Raw genomic sequence first — 17,023 nt, 5'->3', positions numbered from 1 at the left:
GTCGGCGGAAAGTTTGCGCGGTCTCATCGAGGACCTGCGTTGTTGGGTGGTTCCGAGCTTTGGCTGGGAGGCAACGCCTGCCATCATGCTGCCGGGGGCAGGCGGGGGCGCATTTGCAACGACCCTTATCGCGCGGTCGCCGGCCGGGTATTTTCGCTGGCAATCACAGCCCACTGCGTTTGATCCGCTGGTCGATCGCATCGCACTGATGCGGCAGGTAAATAGCGCAGCGCCGACGCGAACCGTGGGCGGCGCTTGGCGGATTACCGATCGACATCCAGCCGCTCGATGCCTTTGCCCTGGACGCGCCGATCGCGATGCGCAGCGGCATCCTGTTCGCCACCTATGCCACGCTGCGCTCGCAACGGCATGACGCGGCCTCGCGCCTCAGCCAGATCCTCGACTGGCTCGGCGACGATTTCGATGGGCTCGTCATCTTCGACGAAGCGCATGAACTCGCCAATGCCGCCGGAACCGAGACGCGGTTCGGAAGCCAGAAGGGGTCTGAGCAGGGCCTTGCCGGGGTGAGGTTGCAGAATCTGCTGCCACGCGCCCGCATCCTCTATACCTCGGCCACAGGCGCGACCGATCCGGCGAATCTCTGTTATGCCATCCGCCTCGGCCTGTGGGGCAGCGGCACGGCGTTCGAGACCCGCGAGTCGTTCATGGCGGCGATTGCCGGAGGCGGTATTGCCGCGATGGAGATCGTGGCGCGCGACCTGAAGGCGCTTGGCCTCTACACCGCCCGCGCGCTGACCTTTCGCGGTGTCGAATATGACAGCCTTGAGCATGTCCTGACCCCGGAGCAGATCGGGGTCTATGATGCCTATGCGGATGCCTGGGCCATCATCCATCAGCATCTCGATCAGGTGCTCGAGGCGACCAACATCGTCGACCGGATGGACGGGCGATCGCTCAACGCCCAGGCCAGGGGCTCAGCCCTGTCACGTTTCGAGAGCGCCAAGCAGCGTTTCTTCGGACAGGTCCTGATCGCGATGAAGTTGCCGAGCCTGATCAGGGCGATCGAACAGGAGCGCGATGCCGGGCACCATGTGATCGTGCAGCTGGTCACCACGGCCGAATCCCTTCTCGACCGTCGCCTGGCGAGCCTGCCGGCCGATGAGCGCGCCGATCTCGACATCGAATTGTCCCCCCGGGAATATATGATCGATTATCTGAAGACGGCTTTCCCGACCCGCATGATGCGGGTCTTCACCGGCACCGACGGCAATCCTCGGTCGGAACTGATGACTGATGATGCGGGTAATCCGGTTCATTCGCAGGAAGCCTTATGCGCGCGGGACGTGCTGATCGAGCGGCTCTGCGGCATGCCGCCGATTCCGACCGCGCTCGATGCGGTGATCGGTCATTTCGGCACCGACGCCGTTGCCGAGGTCACGGGCCGATCCCGGCGCCTTGTTGTGCGTGCCGGTGGCCGCCAGCGGATCGAGCCGCGCGGCGCGCGCGCCAACATCACGGATGCCGATGCCTTCATGGCCGGCCACAAACAGATCCTGCTCTTCTCCGACGCTGGCGGGACTGGGCGCAGCTATCATGCCGATCGCCATTGCGGGAGCGCTGGCCGGCGGCGCGTGCACTTCCTGCTGGAACCGGGCTGGCGGGCGTCGACCGCCATCCAGGGCCTTGGCCGATCCAACCGGACCAACCAGCTGACAGCGCCGGTCTTCCGGCCCGTCACGACCAATTGTCGCGGCGAACGGCGCTTCATCAGCACGATCGCGCGCCGGCTCGACTCGCTAGGCGCCCTGACCAGGGGGCAGCGTCAGACAGGAGGCCAGAATCTGTTCGACCCTGCCGACAATCTCGAAAGCGATTATGCCCAGGAAGCGCTGACCCAGTGGTACCACCTGCTGTATCGCGGCAAGCTCGGCAGCACCATGCTCGCCACATTCGCGGCGATGACGGGTCTTAAACTGGTGGACGGCGAAGGTGGCGCGCTGCTGGACAAGCTGCCGCCGATCCAGCGCTTCCTGAACCGGCTACTGGCACTCCGCATCGCGACGCAAAATGCGATCTTCGACGAATATCTGGCCTTGATCGAAGCGCGGATCGACGCGGCGCGGGAAGCGGGTACGCTCGACATCGGCGTCGAGACAATTGTTGCCGAGCGGGTCGTCCTGCTCGACGAGCAGTGCCTGCGCCGTGACCCGGTCACCGGGGCCGAGACGCGGTTGTCGCGGCTGGAGCTGCATCGACGGCGAAGCGCGACGTCTTTTGCGCGCGCGATCGCGACTTGGGCGGACGCGCCTGACCTTGCCTTTCTGCTCAACGAGCGCTCGGGCCGGGTCGCGCTTCGCGTACCGTCCTGGCCGATCCTGGACGATGACGGCCACGCCCTGCCGGTCTGGCGGCTGATCCGACCGACCGGCAACGAACGCATTCGGGGAAGTGCGCTCGAGGAGAGCCATTGGCGAGAAATCGATGCGACACGCTGCGAGCCTTTATGGGCGGTCGAGTGCGAAGAGGCGGCGCAGCGCGTCGAGATTGAACGGATCAACATCGCCACCGGCCTCCTCTTGCCGGTCTGGAATCGGCTGCCCGACGACGATGTCCGCGTCTGGCGGATCACCGATGCGGCAGGCACCGCGATCCTCGGCAGGATCATCTCGCCGGCCGGTTTCGAGAAGCTGGCGGCGGCCTTCGACATCACGATGGCTCTGGCCCTTTCACCTGAAGAGATTGTCCTTGCCGCGCGCGACGAGGCTGGCGCGGCGATTCCCGGCCTGGAGCCGGCCCGCCTACGGCGCGCCCGGGTGAACGGCGAGGTGCGCCTCGAACTGAAGGACTTCCCGCCCGCAGGCCGCGAATGGCTGCTGTCGCTCGGCTGCTTCTCGGAAATCATCGCCTTTCGCACCCGGCTGTTCATGCCCCCGGCGCGCGCCGCTGAGATCCTTGCTGCCATCGGCGACGCCGCGCTTGCCAGCGCGTCGCGGGATTGAAGCGGGACATGCCGCGAAGGGGGCAGGGGCGGAGCAAGCTGCTGCGATGCGACGCTTCGTCCCTTTTCTGGGAGACTGATCATGCTTGACCCGGACGCCGCTGCGACCTTGTTCATCGCGAGCTTCAATCGCGAACTCGCATCCTTGCGCTGTCCGGCCCGGGTCGGCCTCCCGAGCCATGACAACAAACACGCGGTTCTCGAACTGCTCGATGCCGGGGGAAATTTCCTCAGCTTCGTGCCTGATGCCATCTCGCCGCAAATGGCCGCCATCGCCTACCGGCTCTATGTCCAGGGCCTTCGACGCGGGTTGCAGGGCGGCGAGCAGGCAGCCTGGGCGAAGCTTCGCCACCTGATCGGGGCTGCGTCGGATATCAGCGGCTGATCGCTGTCGGCAGCGCCTGCAGTCCATTGCCGCGCGCTGGCCAATCGATCTCAAGCGATCCGTCACCGTCGGCCGGGAAAGGCTTTCGGCGTCGCCTGTCAGATCCTCAGTTGGAGGGGAGGGGGCGGAGAAGGGGTGGTCGGCCGGCAATCACCCGGTCGAGCCGTCTCACTTCCTTCTGCGGAGACTTGCCATGCCCACCACCGGTCCGGCGCCCGTCACGGCGCCCTACAAGGTCGATATCAGCCGCGGACGCAACATCGCCCGTGTCTCGTCTGAATGGTTCTCGCGTCCTGACGACGAGCGCTTCCTCTCGCTGTCGGATCTCTATGGGCGGGTTCGCGCTCGCGCCGACGCTGCCCGAACCCGGGTGGTGGAAAGCCGCACCCTGCGGGTCGAGGCCCGCACCGAGGATCCCGAGCGGCTTGGCCTGATGGTGCCCGGCGACGCTGCACCGACCGCCCCGACCAACTGGTCCTTCGGGCAGCTCTGCAGTCTGGTCGGCGCGCCCGCTTCCTATCTGCGCGGTCTGCCGGCGGCGCTTGCCGGCATCAACATGCAGCATGGGCTGGTCGCGCATCGCGGTGAGCATGTGAAATTGCTCGAGACCGAGGATGGCCGCACTGAACTCCGCGCAGTGACCGGGCCGGACTATGGGCGCATCTGGGACCATGAGCTGGTCGAGGCCGTCATGAATTTCGCTGGCGACGGGGTCGGCGACACGCGGTGGAAGGTGCCTGGTGTGCTCGACTGGAGCTCGATGCTCTACAATCCCCATGTGGACGTCAGCCGCGAAACGACGACGCTCTATGCGTCGGACCGCGATGTGTTCCTCTTCCTCGTCGACGACACCCACCCGATTGAGGCTGGCCGGCTGCCAAACGGTGATCCAGACCTGTATTTTCGAGGCTTCTATGCCTGGAATCCCGAGGTTGGTTCGAAAACGCTGGGCGTCGCCACCTTCTATCTTCGGGCGGTCTGCATGAATCGCAATCTTTGGGGCGTCGAGAATTTCGAGGAGATCAACATCCGCCATTCGAAATTCGCCGCCAACCGCTTCACCCATGAAGCGGCGCCCGCGCTGACCCATTTTGCGGACTCCTCGCCGGCGTCCTTCATCGCCGGCATCAGGACGGCGCGCGAACGGGTCGTCGCCCGCAAGGACGAGGATCGGGAAGCGTTTCTGCGGACGCGCGGCTTCTCCCGGCCCGACACGGCGAAAATCATCGCGACTGTCCTTGCCGAGGAAGGCCATCCGCCGGCGTCGCTCTACGACTTCGTCCAGGGCATCACGGCGGTTGCCCGGACCAGGCCGCACCAGGACGCGCGGCTGGATTTCGAGGGCAAGGCACGCCGCCTGCTCGAGAAGCTCAACTGAGCTGCGCCGGGCGGGTGCAGCGCCCGCCGGCGGAGAAGCATGAGGACAGCGGTCATGCCGGAGAGCCTGGAGGCGTTGCTTCACCATGCCTATCGGCAGGCCATCGCAACGCTGCCGGTGGTTACGCGCGATATCTTCCTCGCACACAGGGTCGATGGTGACGACCTGGCAATGATCGCCGATCGCCACATGCTGCCCGTGGAGGAAGTAGCGAGGCATCTGGCTGATGCCCTGGTCGTGATTGACCGGGCGCTGCGTGCCGCCGGCCGATGACGCCCATGCCGCCTCGAGACGTTCGATGCTTGCGGACGCCCTGCGAGCGCGGCTCAGCTCTTTGCGAACGCCCGCGCGGCCGCGGTCCAGCGCCGCAATCTGACAGGCGCCGCGCGGTTCCCTTGATCATCATTTCGGTATGCGGGTCAGTCCTTGCCGGCATTGACGACGACGGGCGTCGTGCCGCTGCACTCAAGGCCAGTCGGCCGGGTGGTCGACAAGCAGTGAAATTTCCAGGGCGGCGGCGGTGCGGGCTTGGCGGGTGACGCGAACACGAGGGTCACCATCGCTAGGGCCGCGACACAGAGGGAACCGAGCGCAAAACCGACCATGTTCACGATCCCCGGCACCCTGATCCATATATTGCCCAGATCGTAATTCTTGTTGCTGATCATGCTGCCGGCCTCGAACAGCACCATCAAACCGCCCGCCATGCTCGCGGCCAGAAACAAGAGCGCGCCGAACACCGCCCAATGCGCCGAGGCCGTCGTGATATGCGCCAGAAACGTCGTTCCGGTCACAAACGCTATCAGTGCACCATCCAGGGTGATGACCAGCTTGGTGGAATCGACGGCGCTGTCCAGGCCCGCCTTGACCGGCATGGCTCAGCAGAACCAGATATAGTGACAGGTCGATGTCGCGAGCGCACGCTCGATATCGGCCCTGTTCGATCTGGCGGCAACGCTTCCCTGTTGCTGTCGTATCAGCGCCGCGGCGACGGCGTGCAGTGCCTCGTAGAGAAGGTTGAGATCGATATCGCCCAACACGTCGCGCGCGTAGGTCCGGCCTGGCGCGATCAACGGTTCCATGGCCGCAGGCGTTGGTAGCGGTTTGATCCCGAGTTCGCGGCAGGCTGCGACAAAGATGGCCTCGATCACATTCGCCAGGTCAGTCTGGTTACGCAGGTTCATGACCGTTCCCCCAAAACAGCATATGATGCCGATCGACGTACGATTGCACCAGGCAACAAGAACGCAAGCCAAGATTGATCCAAGGATGCGGTGCGAACCGTGTGATCGTGGTCAATGGGCTTATGGAGGAGTGCTCTCAGGCATTTGCTCGGCGCGCACATCAAGCACGGTCTGGTCGAGAAATTCGGAAATCCGCGTTCGCAATAGCCCGCGCATCTCTTCCAGGGGCGCGGTTCGCTCTCTTGCCACAAAGAAGTCCCAGGAACAGCGTGCAAATGCCGGGTTGGGCGACCCCGCCGGCATGTCGTTGCCCCCGACCAGCAACCGGTTCGAGGACAACGGCATGGCCATCGCATCGACGCTGTCCAGATCGGCGAACATGAGCGGGAAGGTCTGACCTTTCGCGTCGAACGCGACGGCAACGCAGTCCGGGAGAAGAAGAGGCGTTGGCCAATGCCACACGCGCCAGCCGAACCTGCTCATCTTTTCGACCCGCGCCGGCGGCGAGAGGTCGGTGGTGAGGCTCTGGCGCTGTGAGCTTGCTGCCACCTCGGGCAATTTCGCAATCATCGCGTCGAACAGGCCAGCAAGCGGTCCTGACAGTTCGGCGTGGAAGGTGGTGAAATTCTCCTTGGCCAGTTGGAACGCCCAGCTTTCAAACTGGGCCCGGGACATGCCGAGCGCCGCCAGAAGCGGCTCTTGCCGGGTCCACAGCTTTGCCAATTCGGCGGCAAAGATTTCGGAAGGCTGATCACCCGCCATGCCGAGCATGAGCCTTGCCTGCTCCGTATCGTTGAGGGCATCCGCCATGCTCTCGAGGAGGTTGGTGCCACCGGCGGTCACGGCCTTGCGGAAATGGTCGTTCCGGACCGCGAGGTGTGTCACGAACGCGGCAGCCATGCGGGTGTCCACCAGGCCGCCATCGGGCGCTCCGCGCAGGGTCGGCAGAATGTCGGTGAAAGGCTGCTCATAGTCGGTAATGCGGTCGTCGAGCGTCTCGTCTTCGCCGTTCACGCTCAACTCGGAATAGAAGTTGCGCTCCGCGCCGATCCCGGCCGTCGCGGGCGTGAAGATGCCGCGATCACGGGTATAGGCAACGACATAAGTCCGCTTGCCCTTTTCGAACCCGAACCCCTTCAGCAGGCTTTGCGGTATGAAATGCTGCTTTCGTCCCGACATGCCCGGACCGTATCATCGCAAACGCGGTGCGGCTATCGCGGGTCGCCGAGCCTTGATCGTGTGTTGCGCAGGTGCGGGTTGCGGAAGAGCGGGCCCCCGCCGCCGGCATCAGCGCCCCCGCCGGCGTGGTGACTGGCCGCGCTGCTGCCATTTCCTGATCGTCTGAAGGCACTCGAACAGGGTGTGGTCGTCGACGCAATAGGCACCCGGACTTGCGCCCAGGTCCGGGTCATAGTTGCGCAGGAAATGCTCGCTCACGGTTGTGCCCAGTCCGGTGGCGGCGGCGACACGCAGTGTTTCGCGCACTTCGATAGTCTTTGCCGCGGCGCGAAGGCGGGCAGTGCGGTGTCGTCCGGCCTGTTCGACTTCCGCCAGTGCTGCGTCCAGGCCCGCCTCGCTGGCTTCGACCCGTGTAAGGCGTGCCGCAGCGAGCTCGGTGCCTTGCAGCCAGTCTTCGGCGTCATTACCGAGAAGCGCCTCGGCGCAGTTCCGCAGCGTCTCGGTCCGCCGCGTCGCCGCTTCCACCGCCTTTGCCTGTATCGCCGCAGCCGATCGGGCAATGAGCCCCTCAAGCGGCAGCCCGAGCGTCTCGGTGGCGATCGGCCCGCCTGCGACCATCGCCTCGATGGCGCTCAGCGCGGCGTTTAACTGTGTCCAGCGATCACCGCCTTCCTCGACCATGAGGATCACGGGGCGCCGATAGCGAGGCAGCGCACTGCGTTGCCAGGCGTCAAAGTCGAAATCCCACAATTCCTCGGGCGTGATCGCCGCGAGGACTATTTCCATGATGCGGTCGAGCGTGGCGCGCCGGCGKTCGCCGGCGCGGCGACGTTGATGCTCCCGTTCGATCGCCTCGGCCTGCCCGTCCGAGAATTCGTAACCGTCCAGACCGGTGGACTGAAGATATCCCGCCCGACACAAGGCGGTCAGATAGGCGTCGATCGCCTCGTGCGGCAGCACGGCGTCGCGGCTTGTGGCGCGCAAGGCGGCGCGGACATCCTCGGGCGGGGGCTCGTGAAACACCGGGTGGAGGCAATCCTCGATCCCGGTGGCGATCTCGGACACGGTGAAATGGGGCAGGTCGAACCGGCCGGCATAAGGAGCGCTGATATAGCGCCGGAAGATGGCGGCCTGCCACCAGTCCGGCGGTACCAGAAACCCGATTCCTGTGATTCCGGGGTCGAGCGCGTCGGTGATCCGCTGTGCGTGCAGGACGCGATATTCCTGCAGACCTGCTGACGCTCTTGAGGTGGCGCAGGTCTCGTTCGCATCAAGGAGCCGGCGGACTTCCCGCCCGAGTTCCTGCCGCCGCGCCGCGGCGGCGCGCTCTCTGCGCTGTTTTGCCTGTTCCTCGCGTGCGGCGATCTGCGCCTGCAGCTTTTGTGCGGCCAGGTCCTTCTTGTCATTGTGCAGCCATTCGCGGGGTGCCGTTTCGATCAGGGCTTTTTCGATGGCTGCCCGGTCGCTGCTGGTGCGCCACGCACCGAGATCGACTTCGACGGTCGGCAGGGACCCGGCGCGCAGCTTGCCGATCTTTTCGGGTCCGCAGCGATGGGTGACCAGCACCTCGACCAGCAGGCGCCGGCCATCCCTGGTCGTGAGGATCACGTCCGGGACGATGTCACCCAGCGCCTTTTCGAGATGCGCGCCGACAAAGGTGAACAGGCGTGGCGCGTGCAGTTGCAGCCGCTCGCGGCCTTGCTGCGCCGCGACAGCGGGCAGCATGATGCGCTTCTCGCGGCCAAGGACCTCCTTCGCCCAGATATGCGCGTTCGACTCGGCGCCGCGGCCGCAGCCATTGCCGCTGCCGTGATGCGCAAAATGGTGCGCCGTCTTGCTGCCCTTTCGGGCGACCACGGTACGCTCACAGGCCGGGCAGATACAGCCGCACGCGAGGCCGCGCAGCACCTCCGAGATATGCGCATGGGTCCCGTCGGGCCTCAGCCCGTACACAAGGTCCGCGCCAAAGCCGCCCAGCCCGCTATGATCGACATGGCCGAACGGATTGGCCCGTGGAGACGGTCCGCTCGAGGGCGTTGACGGGGCCTGTTCCTGCATGTGTCCGATGACCTGTCGCGGGCATCTCGCTGAGCGTGGCACCCGGGCGTAATCTGGAACAGTTTGCGAACATCGGTCAAGTCGGCAGCACTGCGGCGCGGGCGTGTAGCGCGATGCCCCGCAACGCGAAGCATGCTCGTTCTCGTAAAGCTGGGCTGTTCTTCACTGGCTCAGTTGATTGCCGAAGGAACCGCGCGTGGACCGCGTTGCTTCGAGTGTCCAGCAGCGGTGATATCAAGTCGGACGCCGCCGCTGCGTAGCGTCGTTTAGTCGCGGCCACCGCTCCATTGCGATCCGCGCACGAAAAGCCAAATTGCAAGTGGAATGCGGTCATAGTGAACCTTTATTATTTTGCCTTCGCCATCTCGCCCACGATAAAATGGGGTCGCGGCAATACAGTTTGGTGGTTCTTGCTGGATTTTGCCTGGAGGGCACTGTTTATGCGCGCAATTCTGACTGTGGTGCTGTCGGGTTTCATCATGGGTACGGTTATCTGCTGGTCCCTGGCCCCGGCCCGGGCCGAACCGGGTTGCGCCGGCTGCGACGTGGTTGCCGCCGGCTTGTTTGGCACGGGTCTCGTGAACCGGCAGCTCTACGGCTATGATCCCGGGACGCGCACCTACACGGTCGTGGTTGTACGCGCCGTTCGCTCGGGCGGTTACGGTCCGGCGATCCAGTGGTATCGGCCCGACAATGGCGACAGCGGCTGGGACGATGCCCACAATTTCTATACCGAGCGAAGCTATCGCGAGATCATCGCGGGCAATGCAACCCGGCAGATGAGCCCATCGGAGCAGCAGGAGCGCACGGGCTTGCTCGCCGCCTGCACGGCCGCGGCCAAGGCCGACAATGTCTTCTACAAGGCTCTCATGACCAATGCCTGCTGCAACAGCAGCGCGGCGCGCAAATATGGAACACCTGGCCGCGTTTGCGGCTAGCGACATTCCGCTGCCCTGAAAAAAGGGTGATCCACCCTCCTGATGCTGTCAGCAAATCGATCGCTTCGTTGGCGAAGGAAGGAAATCCGATGTGGGGCAGCGCCGACGTGACCAAGCTTTTGCGGCGTATCGATGTACTGAGTGACAACCCCAATGCGGTGCGCGATGTCATCGACCTTTGTGCAAAGGCGCTGGGCCGGGTCTCGAAGCTGAAGCAGCCGGCCCAATGGGGCCTTGTCCATCAATATCGCGGGACAGCACTGGTGCGGCTCGGCGAGCTCAGCGGCGATCCTGGCACCATGCGTGAGGCAGTCGGCGCGTATGATTGCGCGCTCGAAGTGCTTGATCGGGCATCGAACCCCGTGGATTGGGCCGGCACGCTGCAGAACCGCGCCAACGCCCTGGTGCGGCTCGGTGAGTTCGCTGGCGATCCGCAGATCCTGCGCGCGGCAGTAGCGGATTTCGAGAAGGGGCTGGAGGTTTTTACCCGCGAGTCGAGCCCGGCCTATTGGGCTATGGCCCAGATGAATCGCGCGAACGCGCTGTTCCGGATCGGCGAGCTTCTTGGCGACGTGGCCGTGCTGCGCGGGGCAGTCGCAGGCGGCGACAACGCGTTGAAGGTGTTCACGCGGGAGACAAGCGCCGCGCAATGGGCGATGGCTCAATCCAATCGGGCGAACGCGCTTCTCCGGATCGGGAAGCTGACGGGAGACCCCGATATACTCCGGGCAGCGGTCGAGAATTACGGCCAAACACTCGAGGTGAGGACGCGCGACGCGGCGCCCGAACTATGGGCCCTGACCCAGCAGAATCGGGCGATAGCCTTGCAAAGTCTCGGTGATCTCGTCGGCGACCAGGCTGCTCTGCGGGCCGCCATCGCTGGCTTCGAAGCTTCGCTGGACGTCTTTACCCGCGAGGCGAGCCCGGCACGCTGGGCGATGGCGCAGCAGAATCGCGCCGCGACGTTGACGAGCTTGAGCGAATTTACCACCGATCCTGCGGATCTCCGCGAAGCGGTGGCCGCCTGCGATGCCGCGCTTGAGGTTCGGCTTCGCGGGACAAATCCTGCCGAATGGGCGATGACACAGCAGAACCGTGCCAACGCGTTGCTGAAGCTTGGCGAGCTCGAGAGCGATGTCGTGTCGCTGCGCGCCGCGGTGGTCGGGTGCAATCTTGCGCTCGAGGTTCGCACCCGCGCGGACGGCCCGGCGGACTGGGCGACGATTCTCATCAATCGCGCCGAGGCGTGCCTGCACCTGGGTGATCTTCTCGGCGACCCTGAACTGCACCGCGCGGCGGTGGCCGATTATGACGCCGCGCTTGAGGTCTTCACCCGCCATATGAGTGCGCCGCTCTGGGCGATGGCGCAACAAAGCCGTGCAAATGCCCTCCAGAGTATCGCCGACTTGAGCGGCGATGCCGAGGGACTGCGCCTGGCCCTGGCCGGCTATGACGCGGCGCTGAGGGTGTGCACGCGTGAAGCGACACCCAATCAGTGGGCCAAGGTCCAGCAGGATCGCGCCAACGCGCTCATGCGGTTGGGCAGCCTGACGAGCGACCGCGATATATTGGAGACTGCTGTCGCCGGCCATGATGCAGCGCTGCGCGCCTGTGGCCGGGACAACAGCCCCGCGCTCTGGGCAATGATCGCCCAGAACCGTGCCACTGCCCTGATGTTGCTCGGCGATTTGCTTCGGGATCAGGACTCGCTGCGCGCCGCGATTGCGAGCGAGGACGCGGCGCTCGCGATACGCACCCGCGATGCCAGTCCCGGCCTTTGGGCCACGACCCTGCATAATCGGGCGGGCGCGCTCCTTCGGCTATATCGGCTCACCGGCGACCGGGTGACGCGCGATGCAGCCATCGCCGCCTGGGAAACTGCTCTCGGCGTGTGGACGATGGAAGCGGCGCCGGATCTGTGCATGGCGGCCGTGGCCGGGCTGACCAATATTCTGTTCGAATCTGGCCGGATCGCCGAAGCGCGGGATAGACTCGACGCCGCGCTGGGCGGCGGCGTGCGCCATCTCGTCAAGGTGCAGAACCGCGCCGCGCGCGAGCGGGCTGTTGAGCAAGCGGCGGGTCTTGCGGAACTGCGGGCCTGGATCGCGCTGACATCGGAAGGGGACGCCGTTCAGGCCCTGCTGTGGATGGAACGGGGAAGAGCCCAGTTACTGGCGCTGTCACTGGCGGATGACCCCGATCATGCGTTCGGTCGAGACCAGGTCGCGCTTGCTGACCTGCTCGAGGCGATACCCGTCGGCGGCGCGGCCGTGGTGCCGATCGTCACGCCAGCCGGCGCGCGCGTCGCGGTCATCCCCGCGGGACGGAGCACGATCGACAGCGAGGACTTTATCGATCTTCCCGACCTCACGCGCGCGAACCTTGTGGACTGGTTTTTCGGCGCTGATCCGCACGCCGGCCTGGGCGGGTATCTGGACGCCTTCCATGACGCAGGCGCGGAGCCTGGCGCCGGCATTGCCGGCCATGCCGGTTCCTTCACCGACGTCATCAGCGCGACGATGGCGAAGGTCTGGCACCAGCTTCTCGGTCCCGTCGATGCACGCCTTGGCGAACTCGGCCTCGCGCCGCAGAGTCCCGTTACGATCGTGCCTCCGGGGTTCCTGAGCCTGCTGCCGTTGTGGACGGCTGCACCGGATCTGAAGCAATGGGCTGGTGACGTTTTCGGAAGCCGCTGGACGGTCAGCCAGGCGCCATGTCTCGGTGTCCTAGCGGTCATCCGCCAGCGCTGTGCGATCTGGTTGTCCCGTGGGTCGCCCGTCTCGGTGCTCGCGGTGCTCGATCCGGCATGTGATGGCGAGGCGCGGCTGCCAGGGGCGGCGCTGGAAGGCGCGCTGGTGGCGCAGCGTGTCGGGCCGGATCGACTGCTGGAGCTTCGTGGTACGGCCTCGACGGCGGAGGCTGTTCGCAAAGCCCTTTCCGGCAGGACGCACCTCCATTTTGCGACACACGGATTCTACTCTCCGGTGCTCCCCGCACTCTCGGCAATCCTGCTTTCCGGGACAGATCGCATCACCCTTGGCGAGCTTCAGGAAACAGATGCCATCGAGGATCTTCGGCTCGTCATTCTCTCGGCCTGTGAAACGGGCCTGCACGGGCTGCAGCCCGGCAGGGTCGACGAGTTCATTGGTCTCCCGGCGGGGTTCATCCAGGCGGGCGCCGCCGCGGTGATCGCCAGCCATTGGCCGGTCAGCGACGATGCGACCTTCTTCCTGATGTGGAAATTCTATCAGGAATATTTCGACGACACTGGCCAGGTCCGGCAAGGCCCCGCAGCAGCCCTGCGCACTGCCAGCTTGTGGCTTCGCTCGGTGACCTGTGGCGACCTGCGCGCGCTGTTCGAGCCGTTTCACGATCGCGACGGCACAGTTGTTCCCGGGACGATCGATCGCAGCCGTCCTCGCCCGGGAGAGAGCGCGACGTCCGGCGCGGTGGTCAGACAGGGCGCCTTCGCCTCTCCCGGAGTCGCGGATGGCCGTGCGGGCGTTTCGATTCATCGACGGGTTGCCGAAGCGGATGCGTCAATGCTCTTCCCGGGCGTCCCTGCCGCCATGGCGGAGCATCGCGTCGCCTTTGATCTGGGTAGCGACCGGCCGGGCTGGGAGCGCGATCGTCCATTTGCGGATCCGGTTCACTGGGCCGCGTTCTCGCTCATAGGGATGTGACGGCACAGGCGCGCCGATGACGTGATCGCGTCGCAAGGCGTTGCTGTCGGATGAACGGGCGACGCCTGGTGCGTCGGGAGCACCATGTGTTTCACAGGACGGCATAGCTCGCTTTCGCGACATCAGGCATGGTCGGACCCGCGAACAGGAGACCGAGCAGCCGACCCATTTCCACAGGGGTGATGATCGACCGTCCTCCCAGATTGTCGAGCATCGACCTCGCGCGATGATGAAATGGCGCGCGTTGGCCGAGCACGAACAGATCGAAGGTCTCGGCCGGCCCTGTAATCTGTACGCCGACCGGCACTTCGGCGCTGACGCTGCCGTCACATATCGTCAATGGTACCGGGCTGGCGGCATCGAGCAGGCTTCCCCTGACGAGATTGAAGATCTGCCAGTCGCGAGACACGGCACTCCATTCGAAAGCCAGGAGGTACACCGGGGAAATGTCCTCGGAACCGGAAAAGGTCACGCTGAACTCGAGATAGGCACCGATTCGCAGTTCGATGTCGGCCGGGTTCCCGTCGCGCAGCCGCCGCAATTGCGGCCGGAAACCATCCGAGGTCGATGAGGGAATCACCGTCATCCTGCCCCCGGCGGCCCGCTCGGCAAGAAAGCTGACGGCATCGATCGGCGACAGCGTTGCCGCGATTGCCGTCCACGCTTCGTCATCGGCCATCCAGTCGTTGACCGACAGGCCCGCGCGATCGAACTCGCCTGCCTGGAACAATGCCCTGGCATGCGCCTCACTCGCAGGCCTGGTTCCGTTGAACTTTCGTCGAAAGTCCTCATATTCGCTCGTCGTGAAGGCATCGATGCGCCGCGCTTCTTCCTGCAGTTCACCGATGGTTTTTTTCAGGTTCGGATGAACCTCCCAGATCGCCCTGGCCCGCGCCTGCCAGTCGATCTGCAAGATGTTTTCGCGCACCCGCCCGGCTTTGGAACTCGGATTGGTTCCTGACGGATCCTGCCGGTTGCTGTCCAATTCGCGTCCTCCTCAAAAACGGCACGCCCTGTCCGGCGAGCGGCATCCCGCCCGGCTCGCCGGAGGACCTGATTGTGAAAATCATATCGAACGACCGCCTGGCTGTCGTGCTGGATGATCGTCAGCGCTTGCCCGGGATACTGCGCCCGGCTCACCGGTTGCTTACCGGTGTTCGGGAGCCGGGCATGGCGCCCAGGCGCTCCACCCCGCTGCGCATGCTCGCAGCCGATCTGGGCTGGCTCAGCACCGCTCTGCTCGCAGCCGGCGCCGGTACCGCGCTCGCGGCGACGGGTGCCGTCGGTGCGCTGTTCGGCGTCCCGATCGCTGCTGCTGGCGTGCTCTTTGCGACTGGTCGCAACCGACGGCTGGTGGTCAGCCATGTCCATGAGGCCTCTCACGGGGTTGTCGCCGACTTCTATCGCGATCGGGGCGCGCCTGACCGTCGCGCCCGCAGGATCGCCGAGGCAATCCTCGACATTGGTTCGAGCATCACCATGACGCTCAATGGGCAGGAGTATCGCAGCACCCATGCCCTGCATCACGAGCTCGAGCATCTGGGCACGCTGGGCGACCCGGATGGCGCGACCCTCAAGGCGTGGGGCATCTGGCCTGACGAGACCCGCAACCTGCGCGCGAAGCTCCTGCAGACTGCTTTCAACCCGCTATGGCATCTGCGCTTTTTACGCGACCGAATCCTCAGCAACGTCGCGCGTGGCAAGCCGTATCGCCGCGCGCTCGGGGTAGCCGTGCTCGCGACGATGATCGGCTCCGCCTTTGTGATGCCGTTGCCGGTATGGCTTGCCGCGGTGTTCCTGCCATTCGGGCCGGGCTATCACATTGCAACGCTGGCGCAGCTGACGACGATCCATCCTTATGGCTATCCGGACGGGGCCAGCACCCTCGATGACTATGCCGGGCGCACCTGGGAACGGATCCCCTACAGGCCGATGCCGGTCAGGGGCGCGGGTTTGAGGGCCTGGCTACGCTGGTCCTGGTCGATATCGGGCCATGTGATCGCACGCATGACCGTCCTCGATGATACGATGGTGCCCCATGGCTACCACCACATTGCATGGCCCATCGGTCGTCCGTTCAATGACTGGTGGAACACCGCTCAATATTGGTCGGATGCGCATAGCGCTGGCGTGCTTCCAGCGGGTGCGGAGAGTCGCATCATCTGGGGGCTGAGCGAGGCATGGGACCGCCAGCAGGCGCAGTTCGACAGGATGCGCGGTTCCAGGGGTGAGTGACGAGTGGCCGGTCCTGAGGCGATGCCGCTTCAGGGCCGGTTGCCCTCGACGTGACCGGGATCGCCCGACGGTGAACTGTCGCGCGCAGGCGGGCTGACAGGTTCGCTGCGCGGGGATTGGTCAGAAAGTGCAGCAGGGGAGTCCCGAATGGAATGGGCGGCCTGTCCCACCATCCGTCAGCTGTCCTCGACTCGGGCGCGATGGATCTCGAGATGCATCGCGGGTGAGCCAGGCGCGCATGGAAGTTGAGACCCTGGGGTTCCTTGTGATGGGAACAGGGTCGGAACGGCGGGGCAAGCGAAAAGCTTGGGAAAAGGGTCGGGGGCTGCGCGCTGCGCGCGCACCGCGGCCCTATCTCCGCTGCGCTCCGACCGAGCCCCGCTGCGGGTCTCGGCCCTGCGGGTGACAACCCGCTGCCCGAAGAAAAAAGCGCGGGCTGGAGGGAGGCTGGGCCTGGTCGACGGGCGGGATCGTCGCGGTGGCTGCGCCTGGTGCGGGCAGTCCCGAGCCCTGCTCCATCCTTGCCGCTGCCCTGCCAGGACGTGGCGGAGGGGAGGCGGGGTGGAGGGGCGTGCCGCCGGAATGTCCTGGCGCCGGTTTGTCGCCGGCGCAGAGGGCATGCCGGACCTGGTGATAAGCTGCAGCAGGAGGCGCCCGAACGGGAAGGAAGGCGCATCCCACCATCCGTCGTCGATGTCCCCGAGGCCTGGTGCCGGGCGCGACCACCCCGGCTTCCGCCCGGCGGCACGTCCCTTTTTGGACAGCGTTCGCGGCGCGCGGTGAGGCGCCGCCCCCGTCGTCGGGCGTGCGGCGCCGCCGCCGCTGCAGAGGAGAGGAGGACTTTGAGGGGTGTCGTTTCGGAATGGTTCGAAAGCGACATTCGTCAAAGGAATGAGTCATGAACATCGGTGAATTCAAGGCAAATAACGGGCGTATCCTCGGTTCGATCGCCACCCGCACGATCGACCTGCCCAGGCTGGGCCTGCGCCCGGTCGAGAGCATGAACGAGCGGGCCCCGACGACC

General features: G+C 65.3%; 11 protein-coding genes and 2 pseudogenes. 8 read left to right on the top strand and 5 right to left on the bottom strand.

The genetic code is table 11. The annotated features are described in order from the left end of the window. Window positions 1–236 precede the first annotated feature (236 nt). The 4 genes and pseudogenes from AC1DX5_RS20405 to AC1DX5_RS20390 form a co-directional block, all read left to right on the top strand. Window positions 237–2,960 (top strand): annotated as a pseudogene (locus AC1DX5_RS20405) (strawberry notch family protein); the annotation flags it as partial. An 81-nt stretch (window positions 2,961–3,041) separates the two neighbouring features. Further along, entirely contained in the window at window positions 3,042–3,344 is a 303-nt protein-coding gene (locus tag AC1DX5_RS20400) for a hypothetical protein (protein ID WP_478017107.1), read from the top strand. Between the two features lie 193 nt (window positions 3,345–3,537). Then, the gene (locus tag AC1DX5_RS20395; protein ID WP_478017106.1) at window positions 3,538–4,722 is read left to right on the top strand and encodes a DUF932 domain-containing protein; all 1,185 of its coding nucleotides are present in this window, start codon (window positions 3,538–3,540) and stop codon (window positions 4,720–4,722) included. Between the two features lie 54 nt (window positions 4,723–4,776). Further along, entirely contained in the window at window positions 4,777–4,995 is a 219-nt protein-coding gene (locus AC1DX5_RS20390; protein WP_478017105.1) for an RNA polymerase sigma factor, read from the top strand. 146 nt (window positions 4,996–5,141) lie between these two features. Here AC1DX5_RS20390 and AC1DX5_RS20385 read toward each other — a convergent pair whose 3' ends face one another. The 4 genes from AC1DX5_RS20385 to AC1DX5_RS20370 form a co-directional block, all read right to left on the bottom strand. Beyond that, complete coding sequence (locus AC1DX5_RS20385; protein WP_478017102.1) at window positions 5,142–5,597, bottom strand: hypothetical protein; 456 nt, start codon at window positions 5,595–5,597, stop codon at window positions 5,142–5,144. Window positions 5,598–5,600: 3 nt separating this feature from the next. Then, complete coding sequence (locus AC1DX5_RS20380) at window positions 5,601–5,906, bottom strand: hypothetical protein (RefSeq protein ID WP_478017099.1); 306 nt, start codon at window positions 5,904–5,906, stop codon at window positions 5,601–5,603. A gap of 120 nt (window positions 5,907–6,026) precedes the next feature. Next, window positions 6,027–7,085: a DUF4238 domain-containing protein gene (locus AC1DX5_RS20375; protein ID WP_478017096.1), complete on the bottom strand. Its 1,059-nt coding sequence runs from the start codon at window positions 7,083–7,085 to the stop codon at window positions 6,027–6,029. Window positions 7,086–7,193: 108 nt separating this feature from the next. Continuing rightward, entirely contained in the window at window positions 7,194–9,143 is a 1,950-nt protein-coding gene (locus tag AC1DX5_RS20370; RefSeq protein ID WP_478017094.1) for a competence protein CoiA family protein, read from the bottom strand. 335 nt (window positions 9,144–9,478) lie between these two features. Here AC1DX5_RS20370 and AC1DX5_RS20365 point away from each other — a divergent pair, with 335 nt between their 5' ends. Together AC1DX5_RS20365 and AC1DX5_RS20360 are read left to right on the top strand one after the other, a co-directional pair. Next, complete coding sequence (locus tag AC1DX5_RS20365; RefSeq protein WP_478017092.1) at window positions 9,479–10,081, top strand: hypothetical protein; 603 nt, start codon at window positions 9,479–9,481, stop codon at window positions 10,079–10,081. An 89-nt stretch (window positions 10,082–10,170) separates the two neighbouring features. Then, entirely contained in the window at window positions 10,171–13,764 is a 3,594-nt protein-coding gene (locus tag AC1DX5_RS20360) for a CHAT domain-containing protein (RefSeq protein ID WP_478017090.1), read from the top strand. A gap of 91 nt (window positions 13,765–13,855) precedes the next feature. Here the strand turns inward: AC1DX5_RS20360 and AC1DX5_RS20355 are convergent, their stop codons facing one another. Further along, the gene (locus tag AC1DX5_RS20355; protein ID WP_478017088.1) at window positions 13,856–14,692 is read right to left on the bottom strand and encodes a hypothetical protein; all 837 of its coding nucleotides are present in this window, start codon (window positions 14,690–14,692) and stop codon (window positions 13,856–13,858) included. Window positions 14,693–14,934: 242 nt separating this feature from the next. On the opposite strand from AC1DX5_RS20355, the gene AC1DX5_RS20350 reads away from it, so the two are divergent. Both AC1DX5_RS20350 and AC1DX5_RS20345 read left to right on the top strand, forming a co-directional pair. Beyond that, on the top strand, window positions 14,935–15,999 hold the full coding sequence (locus tag AC1DX5_RS20350) for a hypothetical protein (protein ID WP_478017087.1): 1,065 nt from the start codon (window positions 14,935–14,937) through the stop codon (window positions 15,997–15,999). Between the two features lie 898 nt (window positions 16,000–16,897). Next, window positions 16,898–17,023: pseudogene (locus AC1DX5_RS20345) on the top strand (DUF736 domain-containing protein); the annotation flags it as partial.

The sequence above is a fragment of the Sphingomonas sp. P2_B6 genome (assembly GCF_056404755.1).
This window is presented reverse-complemented; position numbering and strand designations above follow the sequence as displayed.